Below are 17740 nucleotides of genomic sequence, written 5' to 3' on the forward strand. Positions count from 1 at the left end.
CCTTGACTACTTCTCGGACTTGGTCGCCGAGGCGACCGAGATCGGGTTGACGATCGAGAGCAGCTCACTTGGCTTGATCTGGAAGCCACTCCAGTCCGACCGGTACGCCACGTACAGGTTCTGCGTGTACATCACGTTGTCGTACACGTTGTCGTGCACCATCTTCGCGGCCTTCTGCAGCAACGGCTTCTGGTCGTCACGTTCGAAGGTCGTCCGCGCCTGGTTGATCAGGTCGTTGAGCTTCGGGTCGTCCACGTAGGAGTAGTTGATCGCACCCTTGGGCAGGTACGTCAGCGCCATGTTCGTGGCCGGGTCGTCCATGATCGCGAAGTTGCCCGCGTAGATGTCGAAGTCGCCGTCGTCCGTCTTCGCGAGGTAGGTGTTGCGTTCCAGGCCCTGCAGCTCGATCGTGATGCCCGCCTTGGCCGCGCCGTCCTTGACGAGCGTCGCCCACTGCGTGGTCACCGGGTCCTGCAGCGAGTAGATCATCCGGAACGTCAGTGGGAAGTTCCCGCTGCCGTCCGCCTTGTAGCCCGCCTGTTCCAGCAGCTTCTTCGCGCCGTCCGGGTCGTACTTGTACTCCTTGATGGAGTCGTCGTAGAAGTTCTTCAGCACCGGCATGATCGGGCTGGACCCGGTCGAGACACCCTGGTCCTGCAGCACGACCTTGCGGATCGCGACGTAGTCGACCGACTGCGCGAGCGCCTGTCGGACCTCCTTCTTCGCCAGGTCCGGCTTGGTCATGTTGTAGGTCATGTGCGAGTACCCGAGGCCGGGGACCGTCGCGACCTTGATGCCCGACGTGCTCTGCAGGCTCTTGACCTGGGCCGGGGGCAGCGTGTTCGCGATGACGTCCACGTCGCCGTTCTTCAGCGAGAGGATCTCCGTGTTGACGTCCGGGAACACGCGGTAGACGATCTTGGCTGCCTTGGGCTTGCCGCCGTCGACCAGCGGGTAGTCGTCGACCCGCTCCATCGTGTAGCTCTGTCCGCGTTGGACGTCCTTGAGCACGTACGGCCCCGCCGACACCCAGCCGCCGTTCGACCCGTCGTTGGCGAACTTCGCGACCGAGCCTGCTGGCTCGAAGACGTGCTCCGGCACGATGTTGCCCCAGAACCCGACCTCGGGGATGACGGTCGAGTCGGGTGCGGACAGCTTCACCTCGACACGCGTGTCGGACACCGCGGTCGCCGACACCATGTTCGTCAGCTGCCCGGTGAGCGTGCCTGCCGGCGCGTCCTTCTTGGTCGCGTTGAGCGTGTACGCCACGTCCTTCGCGGTGAGCGGCTGGCCGTCCGACCACTTCATGCCGGAGCGGATCTCGTAGTAGCCGGTCGTCGGGTTGACGTAGCCCCACTTCTGCGCCAGCTCCGGCTGCTTCTCGCCGTCCGGGCCGATCGACAGCAGGTGCGGGTACATGAGGTTGGTGATCCAGTAGTCACTGCGGCTGTTGCCCACCAACGGGTTGTAGTTGACCACGTCGGTAGTGGTGGCGATGGTCAGCGTCGCGTCGGTGACTTCCTTGCCGCCGGTCGAGCCGGTACCGCCGCCCGCGCTCGGCGCACTCGGCGCACAGGCGGCGAGAAGACCGACTCCGACGGCTACCGCGAGCAGTCTGGTACGTGATTTCAAACCCAGACCTCCTTGAGGACTCGTAGTGTGTTGCCCCCGATGACCTTGCGGATCTCGTCGTCGCTGTAGTCGTGCTTGACGAGCCAGCCGATGATGTTGTGGAAGCCCTCCGCGGGGTTCTCCAGGCCGTCGACGTACTCGACCTTCTCGAACTCGACGCCACCGTGGGCCTGGCCGAGCGAGAGGTTCGCCGCGAACGAGTTGTGCAGGCCGACGTGGTCGCCGAACAGCGTGTCCGGGCCGAAGCTGACGTGGTCGATGCCGACGAGGTCCACGCAGAACCTGAAGTGGTCCATGACGGACTCGAGCGAGTGCAGCGGGTGGTCCTTCGACAGCGTGGTGTGCGGGGCCGCCTCGATGCCGATCACGCCGCCGCGCTCGGCGCACGCCCTGATCGTCTCGTCGTCCTTCATGCGGTTGGTCGGCCAGACCGTGCGCGAACCGGCGTGGGTGATGAAGACCGGCACCTTCGACTTCTTGATGACGTCCAGGCCGGTGCGGTCGCCGGAGTGGGAGATGTCGATGGCGATGCCGAGCTTGTTCATCCGCTCGACCGCGCGGTCACCCAGGTAGGTGAGGCCGCCGTCGCCGCGCTCCTTGAGGCCGCCGCCGAGCAGGTTGGCCTCGGAGTAGGCGATGCCCATCTGCCGCACGCCGAAGCCGTACAGCACGTCGAGCCGGTCGATCTCGTTCTCGATCGGGGTCGCCGCCTCGAGCGCGAAGATGTGGGCGATACGTCCGGTCTCGGCCGCGTGCTCGATGTCCTTGAGCGACTCGGCCTTGATCACGAAGTCCTGGTGGGCCAGGTCGGCCATGCGAACGCCCAGGTCGAACAGCACGTCCTGGTACTTCCAGCCCGCGTCGGAGCTGATGCAGCAGGTGCCGTCCATGCCGTTGTCGAACACGGCGGTCAGACCGGAGCGCGCGAGGCCCTCGTAGCCCGTTGGCTCGCGGCCCTGGCGGATGTGTTCACGCAGGTCGGTCATGTCGTCGGGGAACACCTGCACGTGCTCGTGCAGCGAGATGACCGTCTCCTCGGCGAGGAGACGCTTGGTCCGCTCCGCCTGGTCGCTGGTCAGCTCGAGGCCCTGGTAGGCGGGCACGCGACCGACCTGCTGGGCGTAGTCGAACGCCCGGTAGTCCTTGCCTGCCTCGAGGTACTCGTAGGCGGTGTAACCGGTGTAGCGGGGGGCGGGCTCCAGCACTCTGCCTCTCCTGTCTTGACTGTCTCGTGTGGAATGAAGCAGAGTGTCAGCAATATCCGGCATGCTTGTCAATGCATGTGTTCAAAGTCGGCGTGATCGGTGACAAGATGAAACTTATCGGCAACACGCAGCTGCGAGGATGTCCGTTGTGAACAGTCCTCCCCTCGCCCTGCGCGTACGCGGTCTGTCCGTGACGTTCGCTATGGACGGTGGCCCCGTCGACGCCGTTCGGCATGTCGATCTCGACGTGCCGCGTGGGCAGCTGGTCGCCCTGCTCGGCGAGTCCGGGTCGGGCAAGTCGGTGACCGCCAGGGCCGTCATGGGCCTCGCGGGTGCGGGCGCGACGGTCAGTGCCGACTCGCTCATGCTCGGTGACACCGACCTGCGCACCGTCCCGCCCGGACGGTTGCGTGAGCTGCGCGGGACGCGGATGAGCCTGGTGCTGCAGGACGCGCTGTCCGCGCTGAACCCGGTGCTGACGATCGGCGACCAGCTCGGCGAGCTGTTCCGGGTCCACGACGGAGCGTCCAAACGAGCCGCTCGCGCGAAGGCGGTCGACCTGCTCGGCATGGTCGGGATCCCGGCGCCGTCGAAGCGGGTCGGCGACTACCCGCACCAGTTCTCCGGCGGCATGCGCCAGCGGATCCTGATCGCGATGGCGATCGCCCTGGAGCCGGAGCTGCTGATCGCGGACGAGCCGACGACCGCGTTGGACGTGACGGTGCAGGCACAGATCCTCGACCTGCTCGGGTCGCTGCGCGCCCAGCTGGACATGGGCGTCCTGCTGATCACCCACGACCTCGCGGTGGTCGGCGAGGTGGCCGACCACCTGGCGGTCATGTACGCGGGCCGGGTCGTGGAGGCGGGTGACGCGGACACGGTGCTCGGCAGGCCCGGCCATCCGTACACCGAGGCGCTGCTGCGGTCCGTGCCCCGGCTGGAGGACCAGGGGTCGGACCTGTTCACCATCCCCGGCGCGCCGCCGAACCCGGCACGGGTGCCGTCCGGGTGCCCGTTCCACCCGCGCTGCCACCGGGTCGTCGAGCCGTGTCCCACGGTCATGCCGGACCTGGTGGAGATCGCCGGGCGGTCGGTCGCGTGCCACCAGTCGGAGGCAATGCTCGCGCCGCGGGCTCCAGTCGGAGGTAAGGCCCGGTGAACACGTCGGTTGACACGACCGTCCTCGAGGCGGACTCGCTGGTCAGGCAGTACGCGGTCGGCTCGGTGTTCCACCGGGGCCACGTGTCGGCCGTCGACGGCGTGAGCCTGTCGCTGCGGCGCGGCGAGGTGCTCGGCATCGTCGGCGAGTCCGGCTGCGGCAAGTCGACGCTGGCGCGGATGCTGGTCGGCCTGGAACGCCCGGACAGCGGGACGCTCTCCTACCGGGGCGTCGACGTGACCTCCGGCGACCGCCGCTCCCGCAAGCTGCTGCGCGACGGCGTGCAGATGATCTTCCAGGACCCGTACGCGTCGCTCGACCCACGCATGACGGTGCTCGACATCGTGGCGGAGCCGTTGGCGGCCACGGGTTCCGGCACGCGCACGTCCCGCCGCGAGCGGGTCGCGTCGCTGCTGGAGCTGGTCGGGATGTCGCCGGACATGATGGGCAGGTACCCCCACCAGTTCTCCGGCGGGCAGCGTCAGCGCATCGGCATCGCGCGGGCACTGGCGCTGGACCCCGCGGTGCTCATCGCGGACGAGCCGGTGTCGGCGCTGGACGTGTCGGTGCAGGCGCAGGTGATCAACCTGCTGGCCGACCTGCGGCAACGTCTGGACGTGGCGATCGTGTTCATCGCCCACGACCTGTCGGTGGTGCGCCACCTCGCGGACCGCGTGGCGGTCATGTACCTGGGCCGCATCGCGGAGCTGGGCGAGACCGCACGCATCTACGAGTCCACCGCGAACCCGTACACACAGGCGTTGCTGTCCGCGGTGCCCTCACCCGACCGGGCGACCCGCGGCAGACTGGCCAACCGCCGCGTCCTCACCGGTGAGCCACCGTCACCACTGGACCCACCCACCGGCTGCCGGTTCCACCCGCGCTGCTGGCTCGCACAGGACATCTGCCACACGGAGACCCCGGCCCTGCGAGAGGTAGCCGGTCGCCTGACCGCCTGCCACTTCGCGGAGGACTTGCACTGAAGGACGCCTTCCTGACGCTGGGCGTCACGAAGGACGCCTTCAGTACGCCGGGCGTCACGAAGGACGCCTTCAGTACGCCGGGCGTCACGAAGGACGCCTTCAGTACGCCGGGCGTCACGAAGGACGCCTTCAGTACGCCGGGCGTCACGAAGGACGCCTTCAGTACGCCGGGCGTCACGAAGGACGCCTTCAGTACGCCGGGCGTCACGAAGGACGCCTTCAGTACGCCGGGGGCCCGGCGGGCGGTACGTCAGGTGCAGGCCCGGCGGAGTGCGTCGAGGCGTTCGGTGTTGCGTTTGACCCAGCGGGCGACGACACCGGCGTCCTCGAGGCGTTCCTTCTGGACCTGCACGTAGGAGTCGGCGAGACCGAGCAGTGAGGCCCTCACGTCCTCGTCGGCGACGTCGTTCGCCAGTTCGCGCAGTCGTTGTTCCTTGTCCTCGGCCCGTTCCCTGAGCCGGTCGGCGTCGACCAACGGGTTGAGGTCGGCGAGACCGAGCGCCTCACCGCACACGGACGCCTTGTCCGCGAAGTCGCTCGCCCCGTCGACCGCGTCGTTGACCTCGGTGCACCCCGCCAGCACCAGCGTGGCGGCCAGCGCCACGCCTGCTCCCCGCATCCCCATGAGGCCAACCTAGCGTGCGCGCGTATCGGAGACGTCTCGGTTCACCCGGTCCCCTCCTCGGCGCCGTCCGGGGTGAACGCCTCGCCTTCCGGGTCGCCGTCGAGGTAGACGTGCTGGTGGCCGTAGCCCGCGTCGACGTTGACCTGGTCCAGCTGGGTGGCGCCGATGGACCACGTGGTGACCGCGAGGTCCAGCTGTTCGGTGGCGAGCTTCCTGTCGGTCCCGGAGACGCCGACCGCGAGCGCGAGCTGGTCGACGGCCGCCGCGAGGCTGCCGCGCGCCACGTTCGTCGCCGTGCTGCCCGACGGCGGGTCGTCGAACGACTTCACCGCCTTGTCCACGACCTGCTGCCACTGCGCGACGTCCCCGGTGCCGGACCTCAAACCGGACACGACCGGCGCCAGGTCGTCCTTCGTCGTGCGGGCGAGGTCGGTCAGGGCCTTGATCTGCTCCTTGTCGCGGACCGCGTCGGAGGCACGGATGTCCTCGGCCATCCGTTCCTGCTCGCCAGGCCGCCCGACGAGGTAGCCCGCGCCGCCGAACACCACCGCCGCCACCACGAACGCGATGACCGCGGGCAGCCACGCCGACCGCCTCTCCGGCGTGTCCCCCAGCCGGAACGACCGGGCGCGGCGCCGTGCCTGCGTGGTGGAGCGAGGGCTCATGGTGATGTCCTCCTCTGGATCACCACGATCCTGCCACGTCGTGCGCGGTTCTCAGGCCTCCACGCCCGCGTCCGCCAGCAGCTCGCGGGCGGCCTCGTACTGGTCCTCCGCGACGAGGACGCGGTTGGTCACCGCGTTGATCGACCCGTCGATGACGCTCATGTGCGAGTCGGCGACCGAGTGCGTGATCCTGGCGTCCGCCAGCAGTGACGCGGCGAACGAGATCAGCACCGGGTCGTTCGACCTGATCAGCTCGATCATGGCGGCCCCCTTCGTGTCGCCCCAGCGTAGTCCCCACGGCCGCCGCGGATGACACTTGGCCGCAGACTGTATACAGTATTCGTTTCGGTGTTAGGCTGGAGGACGGACCGTCGTAGCGGAGCGAAAGGCCCACGCCCTTATGTACACAGTCACCAACCCGGCGACCGGTGAGCTGGTCGAGGAGATCGAGAACGCGACCGACGAGGAGGTCAGCGCCGCGATCGGGCGCGTGCACCTCGGCTACTCGTCGTGGCGGCGCAGGCCGGTCGCGGAGCGGGCGAAGATCGTCTCGCGGGCGGCGGAGCTGTTCGCCGAACGGGCCGACGAGCTCGCGGCGATCATGACGCTGGAGATGGGCAAGCGGATCAACGAGGGCCGGGGCGAGGTCGGCATCGTCGTCGACATCTTCAACTACTACGCCGACAACGGTCCCGCGCTGCTCGCCGACGAGCCGCTGGAGATCAGGGGCGGCGCGGCGGTGATCGTCAAGCAGCCGATCGGCGCGCTGCTCGGCGTCATGCCGTGGAACTTCCCCTGCTACCAGGTCGCCCGCTTCGTCGCGCCGAACCTGGTGCTGGGCAACACGATCCTGCTCAAGCACGCCTCGATCTGCCCGCGTTCCGCGCAGGCCATCGCGGACATCCTGCACGACGCGGGCGTGCCCGAGGACGTCTACGTCAACACGTTCGCGGCCAGCCGCCAGGTGCCCTCCATTCTCGCCGACCCGCGCATCGTCGGCGTCTCGCTGACCGGCAGCGAGCCGGCGGGCATCTCCGTGGCGACGGAGGCGGGCCGCAACCTCAAGAAGACCGTGCTGGAACTGGGCGGATCCGACCCGCTGATCGTGCTGGACTCCGCGGACCTCGACGAGACCGTGCAGGCCACCGCCACCGCGCGCATGCGCAACTGCGGCCAGTCGTGCAACGCGCCGAAGCGGATGATCGTCCTCGCCGACCTCTACGACGAGTTCGTCGACCGGATCGCCAAGCACGTCACCGACTTCTTCCAACCGGGCGACCCGGCCGACCCCGCGACGAAGCTGCCGCCACTCGCGTCGGACGCGGCGGCCGACGAGGTGGCGGGTCAGGTGCGCAAGGCCGTGGAGCAGGGCGCCACCCTGCGGGCAGGCGGCAACCGGATCACGCCGGGCGCCTACCTCGAGGCCACCGTGCTGACCGACGTCACGCCGGAGATGGACGCCTACCACGAGGAGATCTTCGGCCCGGTCGTCATGGTCTTCCGCGCGGCCGACGAGGGCGAGGCCGTCGCGATCGCCAACGACTCGCCGTTCGGGCTCGGGGCGAGCGTGTGGGGCACGGACGCCGAACGCATGCGCCGCGTCGCGGAACAGGTCGAGGCCGGGATGGTTTATCTGAACCGCGCGGGTGGTTCGAGTGCGGACCTGCCGTTCGGTGGCATCAAGCGGTCAGGCATCGGCCGTGAGCTCGGTCCCGCTGGGATCGAGGAGTTCATGAACAAGAAGTCGATCCGCCTCTGAGCTTTCCCTTGTGCGGCCGGGATGAGAGTTCTTCTCGTCCCGGCCGCAGGCATTTCCGGAACTTACGGGAAGGGGCCGCCTGGTGATTGTCGGCACATTGCGCTAATCTCTACCATCAATTCCGGAATTAACTCGAAATTTCCGGAAACATGGAAGGCGCGACCGACAGGAGAACTGGTGTGGCCGCCGCTCGAACGATGACTCGTCTCCTGGTCCCGCTGCTGGTCGCCGCCGTCGGTGCGACACCGGCGCGTGCCGACCGGAGCACCCCGCCGACCTCCGCGATCGTCGACTCGACCGCTCAGGGCGGCCGCACGGTGTCGTTCACCTTCGATGACGGCCCCGATCCGCAGAACACGCCCAGGCTGCTCAAACTGTTGCGGCAGCAGCAGATCCGCGCGGTCTTCTGCCTGACGGGCGACAACGTGCTCGCGAGTCCCGGGCTGGTGCGCTGGATCGTGGCCGAGGGCCACCTCCTGTGCAACCACTCGACGCACCACGACGACCTGAGCACGTGGACGCCGGAGGCGATCCGCGCGGACCTGCTCGAGACGAACGCGGCGATCCGCGCCGCGGTGCCGTGGGCACGCATCCCCTACTTCCGCGCGCCGTTCGGCGCGTGGGGCCGGACCCCGGCGGTCGCGGCGTCGCTCGGCATGCAGCCGCTCGGGTGGCGTCTCGCCATCAGCGACTGGGAACCGCCCGGCACGGAGGTGTTGGTGGACAGGCTCATGAACGGGATCACCGAGGGCGCGGTGGTGCTGATGCACGACGGCGGCGGTGACCGAACGCAGACGATCGAGGCCGTCGGCGAGGTGACACCCCGGCTGCGTGCCGACGGCTGGCGTCTCACCGTCCCGGCAAGGCGCGGGTGATCACGGTGACACTGCGCATCTCCCTCGTCTGCCCGCCTCGACCACGCCGCACGCCGGAACCCGGCGCGCCACCACGCCAGTCCCGCCTGCTGGCGGTGCTGGCGACCGTCGGGCTGCTCCTGTCCGGGTACGCCTCGGCCGACGGCGAGCCCGCCGCGCCCGCACCCCGGCGGGCGAACTGGGTCGGCACGTGGGCCGCGGTCCCCACCGCGACCCCGGCGACGAACACCCCGGCCCTCGACAACCAGACGATCCGCCAGGTGATCCACACGAGCGTCGCGGGAAGTGAGCTGCGCCTGCGCCTGACGAACGAGTTCGGCACACAGGCGTTGACGATCGGCGAGGTGCACGTGGCCCGCCGCTCCGGCGGCGCGGGCACGGACATCGTCGCGGCCACCGACCGCACGGCGACCTTCGGCGGCACCCGCTCCCCGACGATCCCCGCCGGTGCGCCGCTGGTCAGCGACCCGGTCCGCCTGCCGGTCCCGGCCAGGAGCGACCTCGTCGTGAGCATCTACGTCCCTACCCCGACACGGGTGACCACGCTGCACGCGTTCGCCAGCACGTCGAACGTGATCGCGGCGGGCAACGTGGCCGACGACGCGTCGGTCACGGGCACGACCGTGGGCCAGTGGTTCTTCCTGTCGACGGTGAGCGTGCGGGCCGACCGGGACGCCGACGCGGTGGTGGCGCTGGGCGACTCGATCACCAACGGCGCGGGCACCGCGGCGGACACGAACCACCGCTGGCCGGACAGGCTCGCGAACCGACTGCGGGACAAGGGAATGCTGAACCTCGGCGTGGCAGGCAACCGTCTGCTGCACGACCCGAATCCGCCACCGGGCAGCAACGCGCAGAACTTCGCGGTCTTCTTCGGCGAGTCGGCGCTGCGCCGCTTCGACCGGGACGTGGCCGCCCAGCCGGGTGTCCGCTACGTGATCGTGCTGCTCGGCGTGAACGACCTCGGCCATCCCGGCACGGTCGCGCCCCCGTCGGAGACGGTCACGGCCGAGGAGATCATCGGCGCCCACCGCCAGCTGATCACGCGTGCGCACGCGGACGGCCTCACGATCTACGGCGCCACGATCCTCCCGTTCAAGGACGACACCCTGGGCTTCTACAACGAGGTCAACGAGGCGAAGCGACAGGCCGTGAACCGCTGGATCCGTACCAGCGGCGAGTACGACGCCGTGATCGACTTCGACAGGGTGACCCGCGACCCGACCGACCCCCTGAAGCTGAGCCCGGCCTACGACAGCGGCGACCACCTGCACCCCAACGACGCGGGCAACGCGGCGATGGCGGCCGCGATCCCGGCAAGACTGTTCCACTGACCGGTCACGCGAGCGGCAGGGTCGCCAGCACCTCGGCCGCCTGGCGGCCGTTGGACGAGAGCAGGCCGACCCCGAGGCGGGACGCCGCTCGTTCCGGGGTGCACCAGAACCGGTCCTTCGGCACGCCGAGGCGGACCGTCGACGTCGTGCGCAGTCCTTCGTGGACGGTTCGGGTCATCGAGTAGGCGGTGCAGGTGAACAGGGCGTCCGGGACGCAACGGCCCAGCAGGGCCACCGCGTCGTCCGGCGTGCGTGGGGTGAAGCACGCCTGGTGCACCGGGCCCGAGGACCAGTGCCGCCACGTCTCCACCGCGCGAAAGCCGCCGGGTCCGGTGGGATCCGGGCTCGCACCAAGCGCGGCAAGCAGTTCCTGGCCCAGTTCCGAGGCGTCCAGCACCGACGCGGCACAGCCCGCGCCCGCCAGGTCGCTCACGAGACGTTGTGCCGCGCTCGCCACCGCCTTGCGGCAGCCCTCGTCCCCGCCGCCTCTGGCCAGGGCAGCCCACGGGGCGTCGGCGGCCCGGTAGCGCAGGGCCAGCCAGTGCAGGCGAACCGGCCACGGGCTCGCCGGAACCGCCCACACCACAAGGCGTGCGCCGCTGACCGGATAGTCCTCGCGCGCCATCGCCCTGTGCAGCAGGGAGACCAGCATCGACGGCGCGGGGTGCGCCGACGGGGCAACCCGCACCACCGCGATGTGGTCCGTGCCGTCGATGGTCGCGATGCCGGCCCGGTTTCCCACCCGGTCCTCGTGCGGGTGTACGCGGAGCGTGCGGGCGAGCGTGTGCACCGGGGTCGGTGCCGGTGCGGTTCTTCCCTTACGCGGCAGGAATCGTGCCAGCACCAGCGCCCACTCGACGCCGCACAGGCCGCCGAACCGCACGGAGGTCGCCGCCACCAGCAGCACGGCCACCGCCATCACCGTGACGGTCACCGGCGTGATGCGGAAACCCGTTGCCAACACGGCAAGGACGCACACCTGCCAGATCGCGACGCGGCCGGCGCCGATGGGCAGCAGCCAGCCGATCCTGGTGCCGGACAACCGCCTCACGGCCGTCCTCGCCACGGATCCCAGTCGCTGCCTGTGTCCTACCGCGGTCATCGCCGGGCGCCTCCGCTCGCTCTGGTGACCGCGGAGGCGGTCACCACCACCAGTACCGCGGCCACCAGGCCCAGTACGCCAAGCACACCCGGCAGCCGCGGCCGGGCCGCGGGCGGGACGGGACCCGCCGCCGGCACCACCGTCGGTGGGCGGGTCACTCCGGGACGGACCGCGGGAAGCTCCGCCGACACCGCGGCGGGCACGTCCAGCACTCCCCAGCCGAGCCACGGGTTGTGGCCGCCTGCCGGGGGACGGTTCGCGGTCGCCGTCAGGCGGTCCAGCACGTCCTTCGGGCTCAGGCCGGGACGGTAGGCCCTCACCAGCACCACCGCGCCCGCCACGTACGCCGCCGCGTAGGCGGGATCGCCGATGCCCCAACGGTGTCCGAGGCCGCCGGCGGCACCTGCCGCCGTGCTCACCAGATCGCTGCCCGGGGCTGCCAGCGCGAGGTAGTCGCCGGACTCCTCACTCGTCGGGGCGCCGTCCCGGTTGTGCGCACCCACACCGATCACGCCCGGCAGGCTCGTCGGGTACGACCGCATGCCCGGCTCGTCGGCCACCGCGGGCGAGACGATGACCAGCCCGGCGGCCAGCGCGTCCCGCACGGCGCCTTCCAGGGCCGGGCTCGAACGCAGGCTCGGCGCCACGACCAGCGCCACGGTCGCCCTGGCCGTGACGGCGTGGGACAGGGCAGCCGCCAACGCATCCGGGTCGGGGCCCTCGAAGCCGCCGTTCGTGGTCGTCTCCGTGTAGCGGACGCCGAGGATACGCACACCGGGAGCCATGCCGGTGAACGTCGTCGCCGGGTTCGGCCTCGCGGCGACGATCCCCGCGGCGAACGTGCCCCTGCCGTCGCAGTCGGTGGCGTCCGAGCCGGGAACCACCTGACCGGACGCGAACTGTGCGTTGGCCGCGTCCACGCCGGTGCCGAGCACCGCGAGCAGCTGGCCGGTGCCGTCCGACAGCGGCCACACGCGTGCCGGGTCCGTCAGGCGCTGGGCCCACCCCACCCCGTCCCGGTACACCCCGGCCGGGGTCGCGCACTGGGCCGCGCTCGCCCCCGTGGCAGGCGCGGCGACGAACAGCACGGCGATCACCAGCGCCACGCGGATCGCGGTGCTCATGCCGGTGAGTAGCCGGCAGGCACGATGAGTCCCTGCTCTATCGCGTACCTGGTCAGGGCGGATCTCCTGCGCAGTCCCGTCTTGTCGCGAATCCTGTCCAAATAGGACCGGACGGTGCGGATGCTGATGCGCAGGCGGCGGGCGATGTCCTCGTCCCGCTCGCCGGTGGCCAGGCAGCGCAGCACCTCCAGCTCCCGTTCCGACAGTTCGAGGCCGTTGGACACCGGCGCGTTCACCAGCACCGTCGACACGAAACGGCTGCCTGCCGCCACCTCCCGGACGGCGGCGAGGATCTCCTCCGCCTCGGCGTGTTTTCCCAGGTAGCCCACCGCACCAGCGGCCAGCACCGCACGCACCTCCTCCCTCGACGCCTCGGCCGACAGGGCCAGCACCCGGTGTCCGAGCCCGGTCACGGCGCGGACCGCCGCCACCCCGTTCACCCTCGGCAGCCCGAGGTCGAGCAGCACCAGGCAGTTCACGCACCGCCTGCCCGCCACGAAGTGCGCGACCGAGCCGGACGCCACGCACAGGTCGAGATCCGGTGCCTCGGCGACGAGCCGCGCCAAGGCCGCCCGGTACAGCGGATGACCGTCGATCACACCCACCGGAGTTCCCGTCATGTCAACGACAGTAAGCAGTCACCCCGCCCGGGGGACAGCGGAGCGTTCCTGCTTGGTCACCCAGCGAGTGCCCGCCTGGCCTGAGCGGGGTCGAGCGTCGCGCCCGTCGGGAACAACCCGAGCACCGCGGCGGGCACTCCCGTGGGACGGACGTTCCCGTAGCCGAGCGCGGCACGCGCCTCCGCACCGCTGACCGGGTATTTGATCCCGGTGTCCGTGATCACGTACACGGTGCCGGAGGACGCACCCGGCGCGGGCTGCTCGGCGACCACCGCACCCTGCCCACCGGGCACGTACACCTCCGAGGCGGCCCCGGGCGCACTCATCGAGATCGGCTTGGCCGTCCTGGGCATCCCGGCGCCGACGACGATCCGCGCCCCGTCCGCACACACCGTCGCATGTGGACCCACCGCCAGCGGCTCCGGCAGCCGCCGGGGGTAGCCGCCCGTTCGGGTGGGTGAACGGGGTGCGGCAGCCACGTCCGCGGCGGTGACCGGCAACGGCACGGGCCGGGCACCCGGGTAGGCACCGGCGCTGCCCGGTGAGCCGAGCACGAGCCTCGACTCCGTCTCCGTGATCACCGAAAGGCCGTCCGTGCGCACGAGGTACAGCTCGCCCGCACCCGTCGTCAGCACCTGGCCGACCCGCGTGCCGACACCGCCGAGGGCAGGTCCCGGCGAGCCGGTGCCGAACACGTCGAACGTCTTCAGGTCACGGCCGGCCGGGACGGTGTTCAGCCACGGCGGTGCCACCTCGACGACGTCCGCCGCCGCGAGCCCCAGCGCGACGATCGCCAGCTCGTCCGGCAGCCGGTGCCGGTGGCCGTCGGCGACGAGGAACCGCTCCCCCGTCGGCAGCCGCGTCAGGATGGCCTTGCCGTCCGGCAGCGCCAGGCCGCCGACCATCCGTCCAATGAGGACGGACGAGATCGGCTCCGCGTCGTCCGGCCGGTCCGGCGAGCGCCGCGTGCACCTCGTCCACGGCCCGGTGCTCAGCCTGCCGGTCTGTGGCAACGAGTCCGGCGCACCCGCGATGCCGACGCCGACACCGCGCGGCATCCCGCTGAGCGACTTCGCGGGCACCGTCACGGTCGCCGTGCCGTCGCCACCCGCGAGGAGCCTCGCCGACGCGTAGTTCAGCACGGGGTGCAGCAGACCGTCGTCGCCGACCACGAACCGCGCGCCGGTTTCCTTCTCCACGACCACCTGGCCGCCCTGCCGCCACTTCTCGGCGCGGGCCGGGGCGAGGAGCCCGATGATCCCGAACACCGCGGACACCAGCAGCGCCACGGCGAGCCCGATCGCGGTGCCGAGCACCACCCGCTTCGACGGCGACCTCGGGTCGTTGGCGTCGGCCGACACCAGCGACGAGACCAGCCTGCGCCGCAGGAACTGGTAGGCCTGGATGCGGTCCTTCTGGGTCCACATCGGACGCTCAGTGCAGACCGAGCTGGGTGCGGATGTCGTTCGCCCTGTCGGCGGGCATCTCGTTCAGCCACCACGTCCGGCCGTCGATGAGCCTGTCGTAGCGCCAGTCGGCGCTCGCCCAGCCGCCGAGGGTGCTGCCCTCAGGCGACTGCCAGAACTTCGTCTCGGAGTCGGCGAGGCTGCGCAGGTTCGCGTCGGTGGGTGGCTTCGCGAGCAGCTCCGCCGCGTCCTTCTCGTAGTGGTCGCCGATGTTGCCGGACTGGAAGTTGCGGGCCCAGTCCGACCACCCGGTGTTGTCGGTCCACCGCTGGAGCTGCCGTCTGGCGACCGCGGCGACGCTGACCGGGTTCTTCTTGATGATCCCGTCGAGCACGGACATCGCCTTGTCCCGCTGGCCCTGCTTGTCCGCGACCTCGGTGATCTGCGCGGTCTGCTCGCGCTGGTCCTTCGCCTGCCTGTCGTCGAGACCCCTGGTCTCCTGGGTGGTGCGGGCGATGTTCTGGCCGATCCCGTCCAGCCGCTGCTTGGAGTTCTCCAGCCCGTCCGCGCCGCGCTGGATGTTGTTCTGGTGGTTCTGCCCCGCCTGCGCGGAGAAGTCGACATCGCCGAACGCCGACGGGTCGACCGTTCTGGACAGCAGGGCCTGCCGCGTGTCACCGAGCGCGGACGACTGCCGCGGCACCTGTGTACCCGCCGCCGCGTCGAGGACGTCGTGCTGTATCTGGAAGTTCGCTGGCTCGAGTGCCATCGGTGCTCACTGCTCTCGTGGTCAGGCGTAGTTCTGGTACGCGTCGTACGCGTTGTCGATCTGGATGCGCTGTCCCTGCTGTTCCTGGCTCTTGTCCAGGTCCTGGCGCTCGTACTGTCTGCCGCTGGAGTCGACGTCCTGGCCGATCCTGTCGATCCGCCCCCTGGCCTGGTTGGCGTGCGCGGAGTGGCGCTGGGCGTTGCGCTGGTTGGCCTGCTGTGCCGTCGAGGAGCCGGGGACCTCACCGAACGCGCCGCTGCGCGCGGCCGTCTGCTGCGCCGCCTGCCCGACCTTGCCGAGCCGGTCGCCGGACTGGAGGAGCTTGGGCAGTGCGCCGAACAGCTCACTCAGCTGTGCGCTCATGCCGTTGCCACCACCGGCGGCACCGGACTGCTGACCCGAGGCGGGTTCCGTGGGGGCCGGTGCCTGCCGGTTGGCCTCCACCGCCCGCCGGGCACGGTCCAGGTACTGCTGGTAGGCGCCGGTGCGGTGGACCGTCCACGGCCGCCACCCACCCGCCTGCTCGTAGATAGCGTGGGCGTTCGCCGCGTTGGTGGCCGGGTCGTGGTTGGCCGCCTCGTTGCGGTGCTGCTGGTCGAACTGGTTGCCGTGGCCCGCGTTGATCGACCGGATCTGCCAGAGCCCGACCGAAGGGCCCCACGTGTCGGTCTGCAGGCGCACGTCACCGAGCAGGTCCGGGTCGCCGCCGGACTCAGCGAGCGCGACGGCGACGGCCGTCTCCAGGTCGTTGCCCGACCACCCGGCGTTCGCGGCGTGCCGCGCGATCTCCTGGTCGCTCAACACTGGCATGGCGAAAACCCCTTCTCAAGTCTCAGTAGAGGAAGTCGGGCCTACGACGCTCTTCCGGCTGCTCCTCGCCGAGAACGGGCGGGGTGATGACCGACGACTCGCCCCAGACGTCCTCGGTCTCGGTGAGCCACGGCGGGATGCGCCGGGCGTTGGCGCCCTCCATCCCCATGGGCGCCATGGGCATGAAGGGCATCATCGGCATCATCGCGGCGCCGGCACCGGCCGCGCCCGCGGCGGCACGCAACGCACCGGCGGCGCCTGCCACCTGGCCGCCGACCATGCCGGTGTGTGCGATCGGTGTCGGCAGGTTGCCACCCGCGCCGCCGCCCAGACCGCCGCCGATGCCGCCGAGCTTCCCGCCGCTGAGACCACCGCCGGTGAGCTTGTCCGTACCGCCCTTCTTCTTGTCCTCTTTGGCCTTGTCGTCCTTCTTGGCCCAGTCCGGCACCTTCGGCAGGATCCGGCCCAGCCGACCCGCGGTGGCGGCGGCCGCCGCGGCGACACCCGCGGTGAACATCACGCCGAACACCGGCGTCCCGTTCCCGTTCTGCGACGGGTCCGTCTCGTCGTCCGGGAGCACCAGCTCCGAGTCGTCCTGCTCCTCGCCCGGCCCCAGGCCCGTCCTGCTCGCCGAGGTCGGCGCGATCGGGATGACGTCGTCCTCGGTCACGTAGTCGGTGGCCAGGTTGGTCATGACCTGTACGGCCCGGCCGTACGCGGAGTTCGCCGCGCCGACCGCCTGCTGGTAGCCGTCGAACTCCGCCACCGCGTCGGCCTGCCGCGCACGCAGGGCGGCGACCTCCTGCACGGACGCCATCGGGTCGACCTCGACCGGCGTGGTCGCGAGGTACATCGTCGCCGACGAGACGTCCGGGACGGCGACCGGTGGTGGCATCTGGGACTTCGCCTTCACCAGGGCGTCGGCCGCGTTGGTGGCGACGTCGCGCATGGTGAACATGGCGTCGCCGATCCGCCGCAGTCCCCTGCCGAGGTCGGTGATCATCAGCTGGTACTGCTCGGCCGCGCCGCCCGTCCACTGCTCGCGGAAGGTGCCGAGCTTCGACTCCAGGTTGCCCGCCTGCTCGTGCATCCGCGCACCGACGCCGTCCCACGAGTCCGCGGCGGCGCGCGCGGTCGACTCGTCGCCGTCGTAGAGCATCTGGTACAGGTGCTCGTGGTTGTGTTTGGCGAAGTTCGTTCTCCTGTGGTGCCGACCGCCCCGGCCGTGCTGCCCGTGGCCCTGTTGCCCGTGTCGGTCGTGCTGTTGGCGCATGGCGGTCAGCCCTTCGGGTCCACGATGGACAGCACGGTGCCCGCGACCGAGCCGACCGTGCCGGTGATCGCACCGGTGAGCCCGCCGAGCGCTCCTGCCGCCCGCTGGTCGTAGCCCCGGTAGGAGTCGCCGACCATGACGGTCACCTCCTTGGCGAAGTCGATCGCGTCACGTGCCTGCGAGACGAGCGTGTGCAGCTCCGCGAGCGCGTCACCGTGGCGCCTGCCCAGCTCGTGCGCCTCGCCGAACGCGCCGAGCCGGAGCTGACGCTCCACGAGGGACTCCAGCAGGTGCAGCGGTTGCGTCATCCCGCCGAGCTGGGTGGTGAGCTCCGCGGCGAAGTCGGTCAGCGAGCCGAGGTCGACCTCGAATGCTTCCCCTGTCATGGCATCTCCTCGC

General features: G+C 70.5%; 18 protein-coding genes. 5 read left to right on the forward strand and 13 right to left on the reverse strand.

Annotated elements, in window-relative coordinates:
* Positions 1-6: 6 nt before the first annotated feature.
* Positions 7-1632 carry an ABC transporter substrate-binding protein gene (locus tag CLV71_RS08580; protein WP_208297473.1) on the reverse strand — a complete coding sequence of 542 codons (1626 nt, stop codon included), beginning with the start codon at positions 1630-1632 and terminating at the stop codon, positions 7-9.
* The gene (locus CLV71_RS08585) at positions 1629-2837 is read right to left on the reverse strand and encodes a dipeptidase (protein ID WP_133902103.1); all 1209 of its coding nucleotides are present in this window, start codon (positions 2835-2837) and stop codon (positions 1629-1631) included. The genes CLV71_RS08580 and CLV71_RS08585 overlap by 4 nt, the downstream gene beginning before the upstream one ends.
* Positions 2838-2976: 139 nt before the next feature.
* Here CLV71_RS08585 and CLV71_RS08590 point away from each other — a divergent pair, with 139 nt between their 5' ends.
* Both CLV71_RS08590 and CLV71_RS08595 read left to right on the forward strand, forming a co-directional pair.
* On the forward strand, positions 2977-3996 hold the full coding sequence (locus CLV71_RS08590) for an ABC transporter ATP-binding protein (RefSeq protein WP_133902104.1): 1020 nt from the start codon (positions 2977-2979) through the stop codon (positions 3994-3996).
* Complete coding sequence (locus tag CLV71_RS08595) at positions 3993-4979, forward strand: ABC transporter ATP-binding protein (protein WP_133902105.1); 987 nt, start codon at positions 3993-3995, stop codon at positions 4977-4979. Before CLV71_RS08590 ends, CLV71_RS08595 begins: the two co-directional genes overlap by 4 nt.
* A 250-nt stretch (positions 4980-5229) precedes the next feature.
* Here the strand turns inward: CLV71_RS08595 and CLV71_RS08605 are convergent, their stop codons facing one another.
* From CLV71_RS08605 to CLV71_RS08615, 3 genes are read right to left on the reverse strand one after another with little or no spacing between them, the layout of a single operon-like run.
* Positions 5230-5604, reverse strand: a complete 375-nt coding sequence (locus CLV71_RS08605) for a hypothetical protein (RefSeq protein WP_424923870.1) — start codon at positions 5602-5604, stop codon at positions 5230-5232.
* A 41-nt stretch (positions 5605-5645) separates the two neighbouring features.
* Complete coding sequence (locus CLV71_RS08610; protein ID WP_133902106.1) at positions 5646-6269, reverse strand: hypothetical protein; 624 nt, start codon at positions 6267-6269, stop codon at positions 5646-5648.
* A gap of 51 nt (positions 6270-6320) precedes the next feature.
* Complete coding sequence (locus CLV71_RS08615; RefSeq protein WP_133902107.1) at positions 6321-6530, reverse strand: putative signal transducing protein; 210 nt, start codon at positions 6528-6530, stop codon at positions 6321-6323.
* 139 nt (positions 6531-6669) lie between these two features.
* Between CLV71_RS08615 and CLV71_RS08620 the strand changes: the two genes are divergently transcribed.
* The 3 genes from CLV71_RS08620 to CLV71_RS08630 all read left to right on the forward strand — a co-directional run bounded on the left by CLV71_RS08620 (position 6670) and on the right by CLV71_RS08630 (position 10237).
* On the forward strand, positions 6670-8028 hold the full coding sequence (locus tag CLV71_RS08620) for an NAD-dependent succinate-semialdehyde dehydrogenase (RefSeq protein ID WP_133902108.1): 1359 nt from the start codon (positions 6670-6672) through the stop codon (positions 8026-8028).
* Between the two features lie 197 nt (positions 8029-8225).
* A complete protein-coding gene (locus CLV71_RS08625) occupies positions 8226-8903 on the forward strand; it encodes a polysaccharide deacetylase family protein (protein ID WP_166664007.1) in 678 nt (225 codons plus the stop codon).
* A gap of 5 nt (positions 8904-8908) precedes the next feature.
* Positions 8909-10237: an SGNH/GDSL hydrolase family protein gene (locus tag CLV71_RS08630; RefSeq protein WP_243866308.1), complete on the forward strand. Its 1329-nt coding sequence runs from the start codon at positions 8909-8911 to the stop codon at positions 10235-10237.
* A gap of 4 nt (positions 10238-10241) precedes the next feature.
* Here CLV71_RS08630 and CLV71_RS08635 read toward each other — a convergent pair whose 3' ends face one another.
* The 8 genes from CLV71_RS08635 to CLV71_RS08670 are packed head-to-tail and all read right to left on the reverse strand — an operon-like array spanning position 10242 to position 17727.
* Entirely contained in the window at positions 10242-11288 is a 1047-nt protein-coding gene (locus tag CLV71_RS08635; RefSeq protein WP_166664008.1) for a type VII secretion protein EccE, read from the reverse strand.
* Positions 11289-11335: 47 nt separating this feature from the next.
* The gene (locus CLV71_RS08640) at positions 11336-12463 is read right to left on the reverse strand and encodes a S8 family serine peptidase (RefSeq protein ID WP_133902111.1); all 1128 of its coding nucleotides are present in this window, start codon (positions 12461-12463) and stop codon (positions 11336-11338) included.
* Positions 12460-13083 (reverse strand): LuxR C-terminal-related transcriptional regulator, encoded by a 624-nt coding sequence (locus tag CLV71_RS08645; protein WP_133902112.1) that lies wholly within the window; start codon positions 13081-13083, stop codon positions 12460-12462. The genes CLV71_RS08640 and CLV71_RS08645 overlap by 4 nt, the downstream gene beginning before the upstream one ends.
* A 56-nt stretch (positions 13084-13139) precedes the next feature.
* Positions 13140-14510, reverse strand: coding sequence for a type VII secretion protein EccB (gene eccB, locus CLV71_RS08650; protein WP_133902113.1), 1371 nt, complete (start codon positions 14508-14510; stop codon positions 13140-13142).
* A gap of 7 nt (positions 14511-14517) precedes the next feature.
* Positions 14518-15258 (reverse strand): hypothetical protein, encoded by a 741-nt coding sequence (locus tag CLV71_RS08655; protein WP_133902114.1) that lies wholly within the window; start codon positions 15256-15258, stop codon positions 14518-14520.
* A gap of 21 nt (positions 15259-15279) precedes the next feature.
* On the reverse strand, positions 15280-16068 hold the full coding sequence (locus tag CLV71_RS08660; protein ID WP_133902115.1) for a transglycosylase SLT domain-containing protein: 789 nt from the start codon (positions 16066-16068) through the stop codon (positions 15280-15282).
* Positions 16069-16090: 22 nt separating this feature from the next.
* Positions 16091-17341 carry a WXG100 family type VII secretion target gene (locus tag CLV71_RS08665; RefSeq protein WP_133902116.1) on the reverse strand — a complete coding sequence of 417 codons (1251 nt, stop codon included), beginning with the start codon at positions 17339-17341 and terminating at the stop codon, positions 16091-16093.
* Between the two features lie 5 nt (positions 17342-17346).
* Positions 17347-17727 (reverse strand): hypothetical protein, encoded by a 381-nt coding sequence (locus tag CLV71_RS08670; protein WP_133902117.1) that lies wholly within the window; start codon positions 17725-17727, stop codon positions 17347-17349.
* Positions 17728-17740 lie beyond the last annotated feature (13 nt).

The sequence above is a fragment of the Actinophytocola oryzae genome, from assembly GCF_004364325.1.
Lineage (GTDB): Bacteria > Actinomycetota > Actinomycetes > Mycobacteriales > Pseudonocardiaceae > Actinophytocola > Actinophytocola oryzae.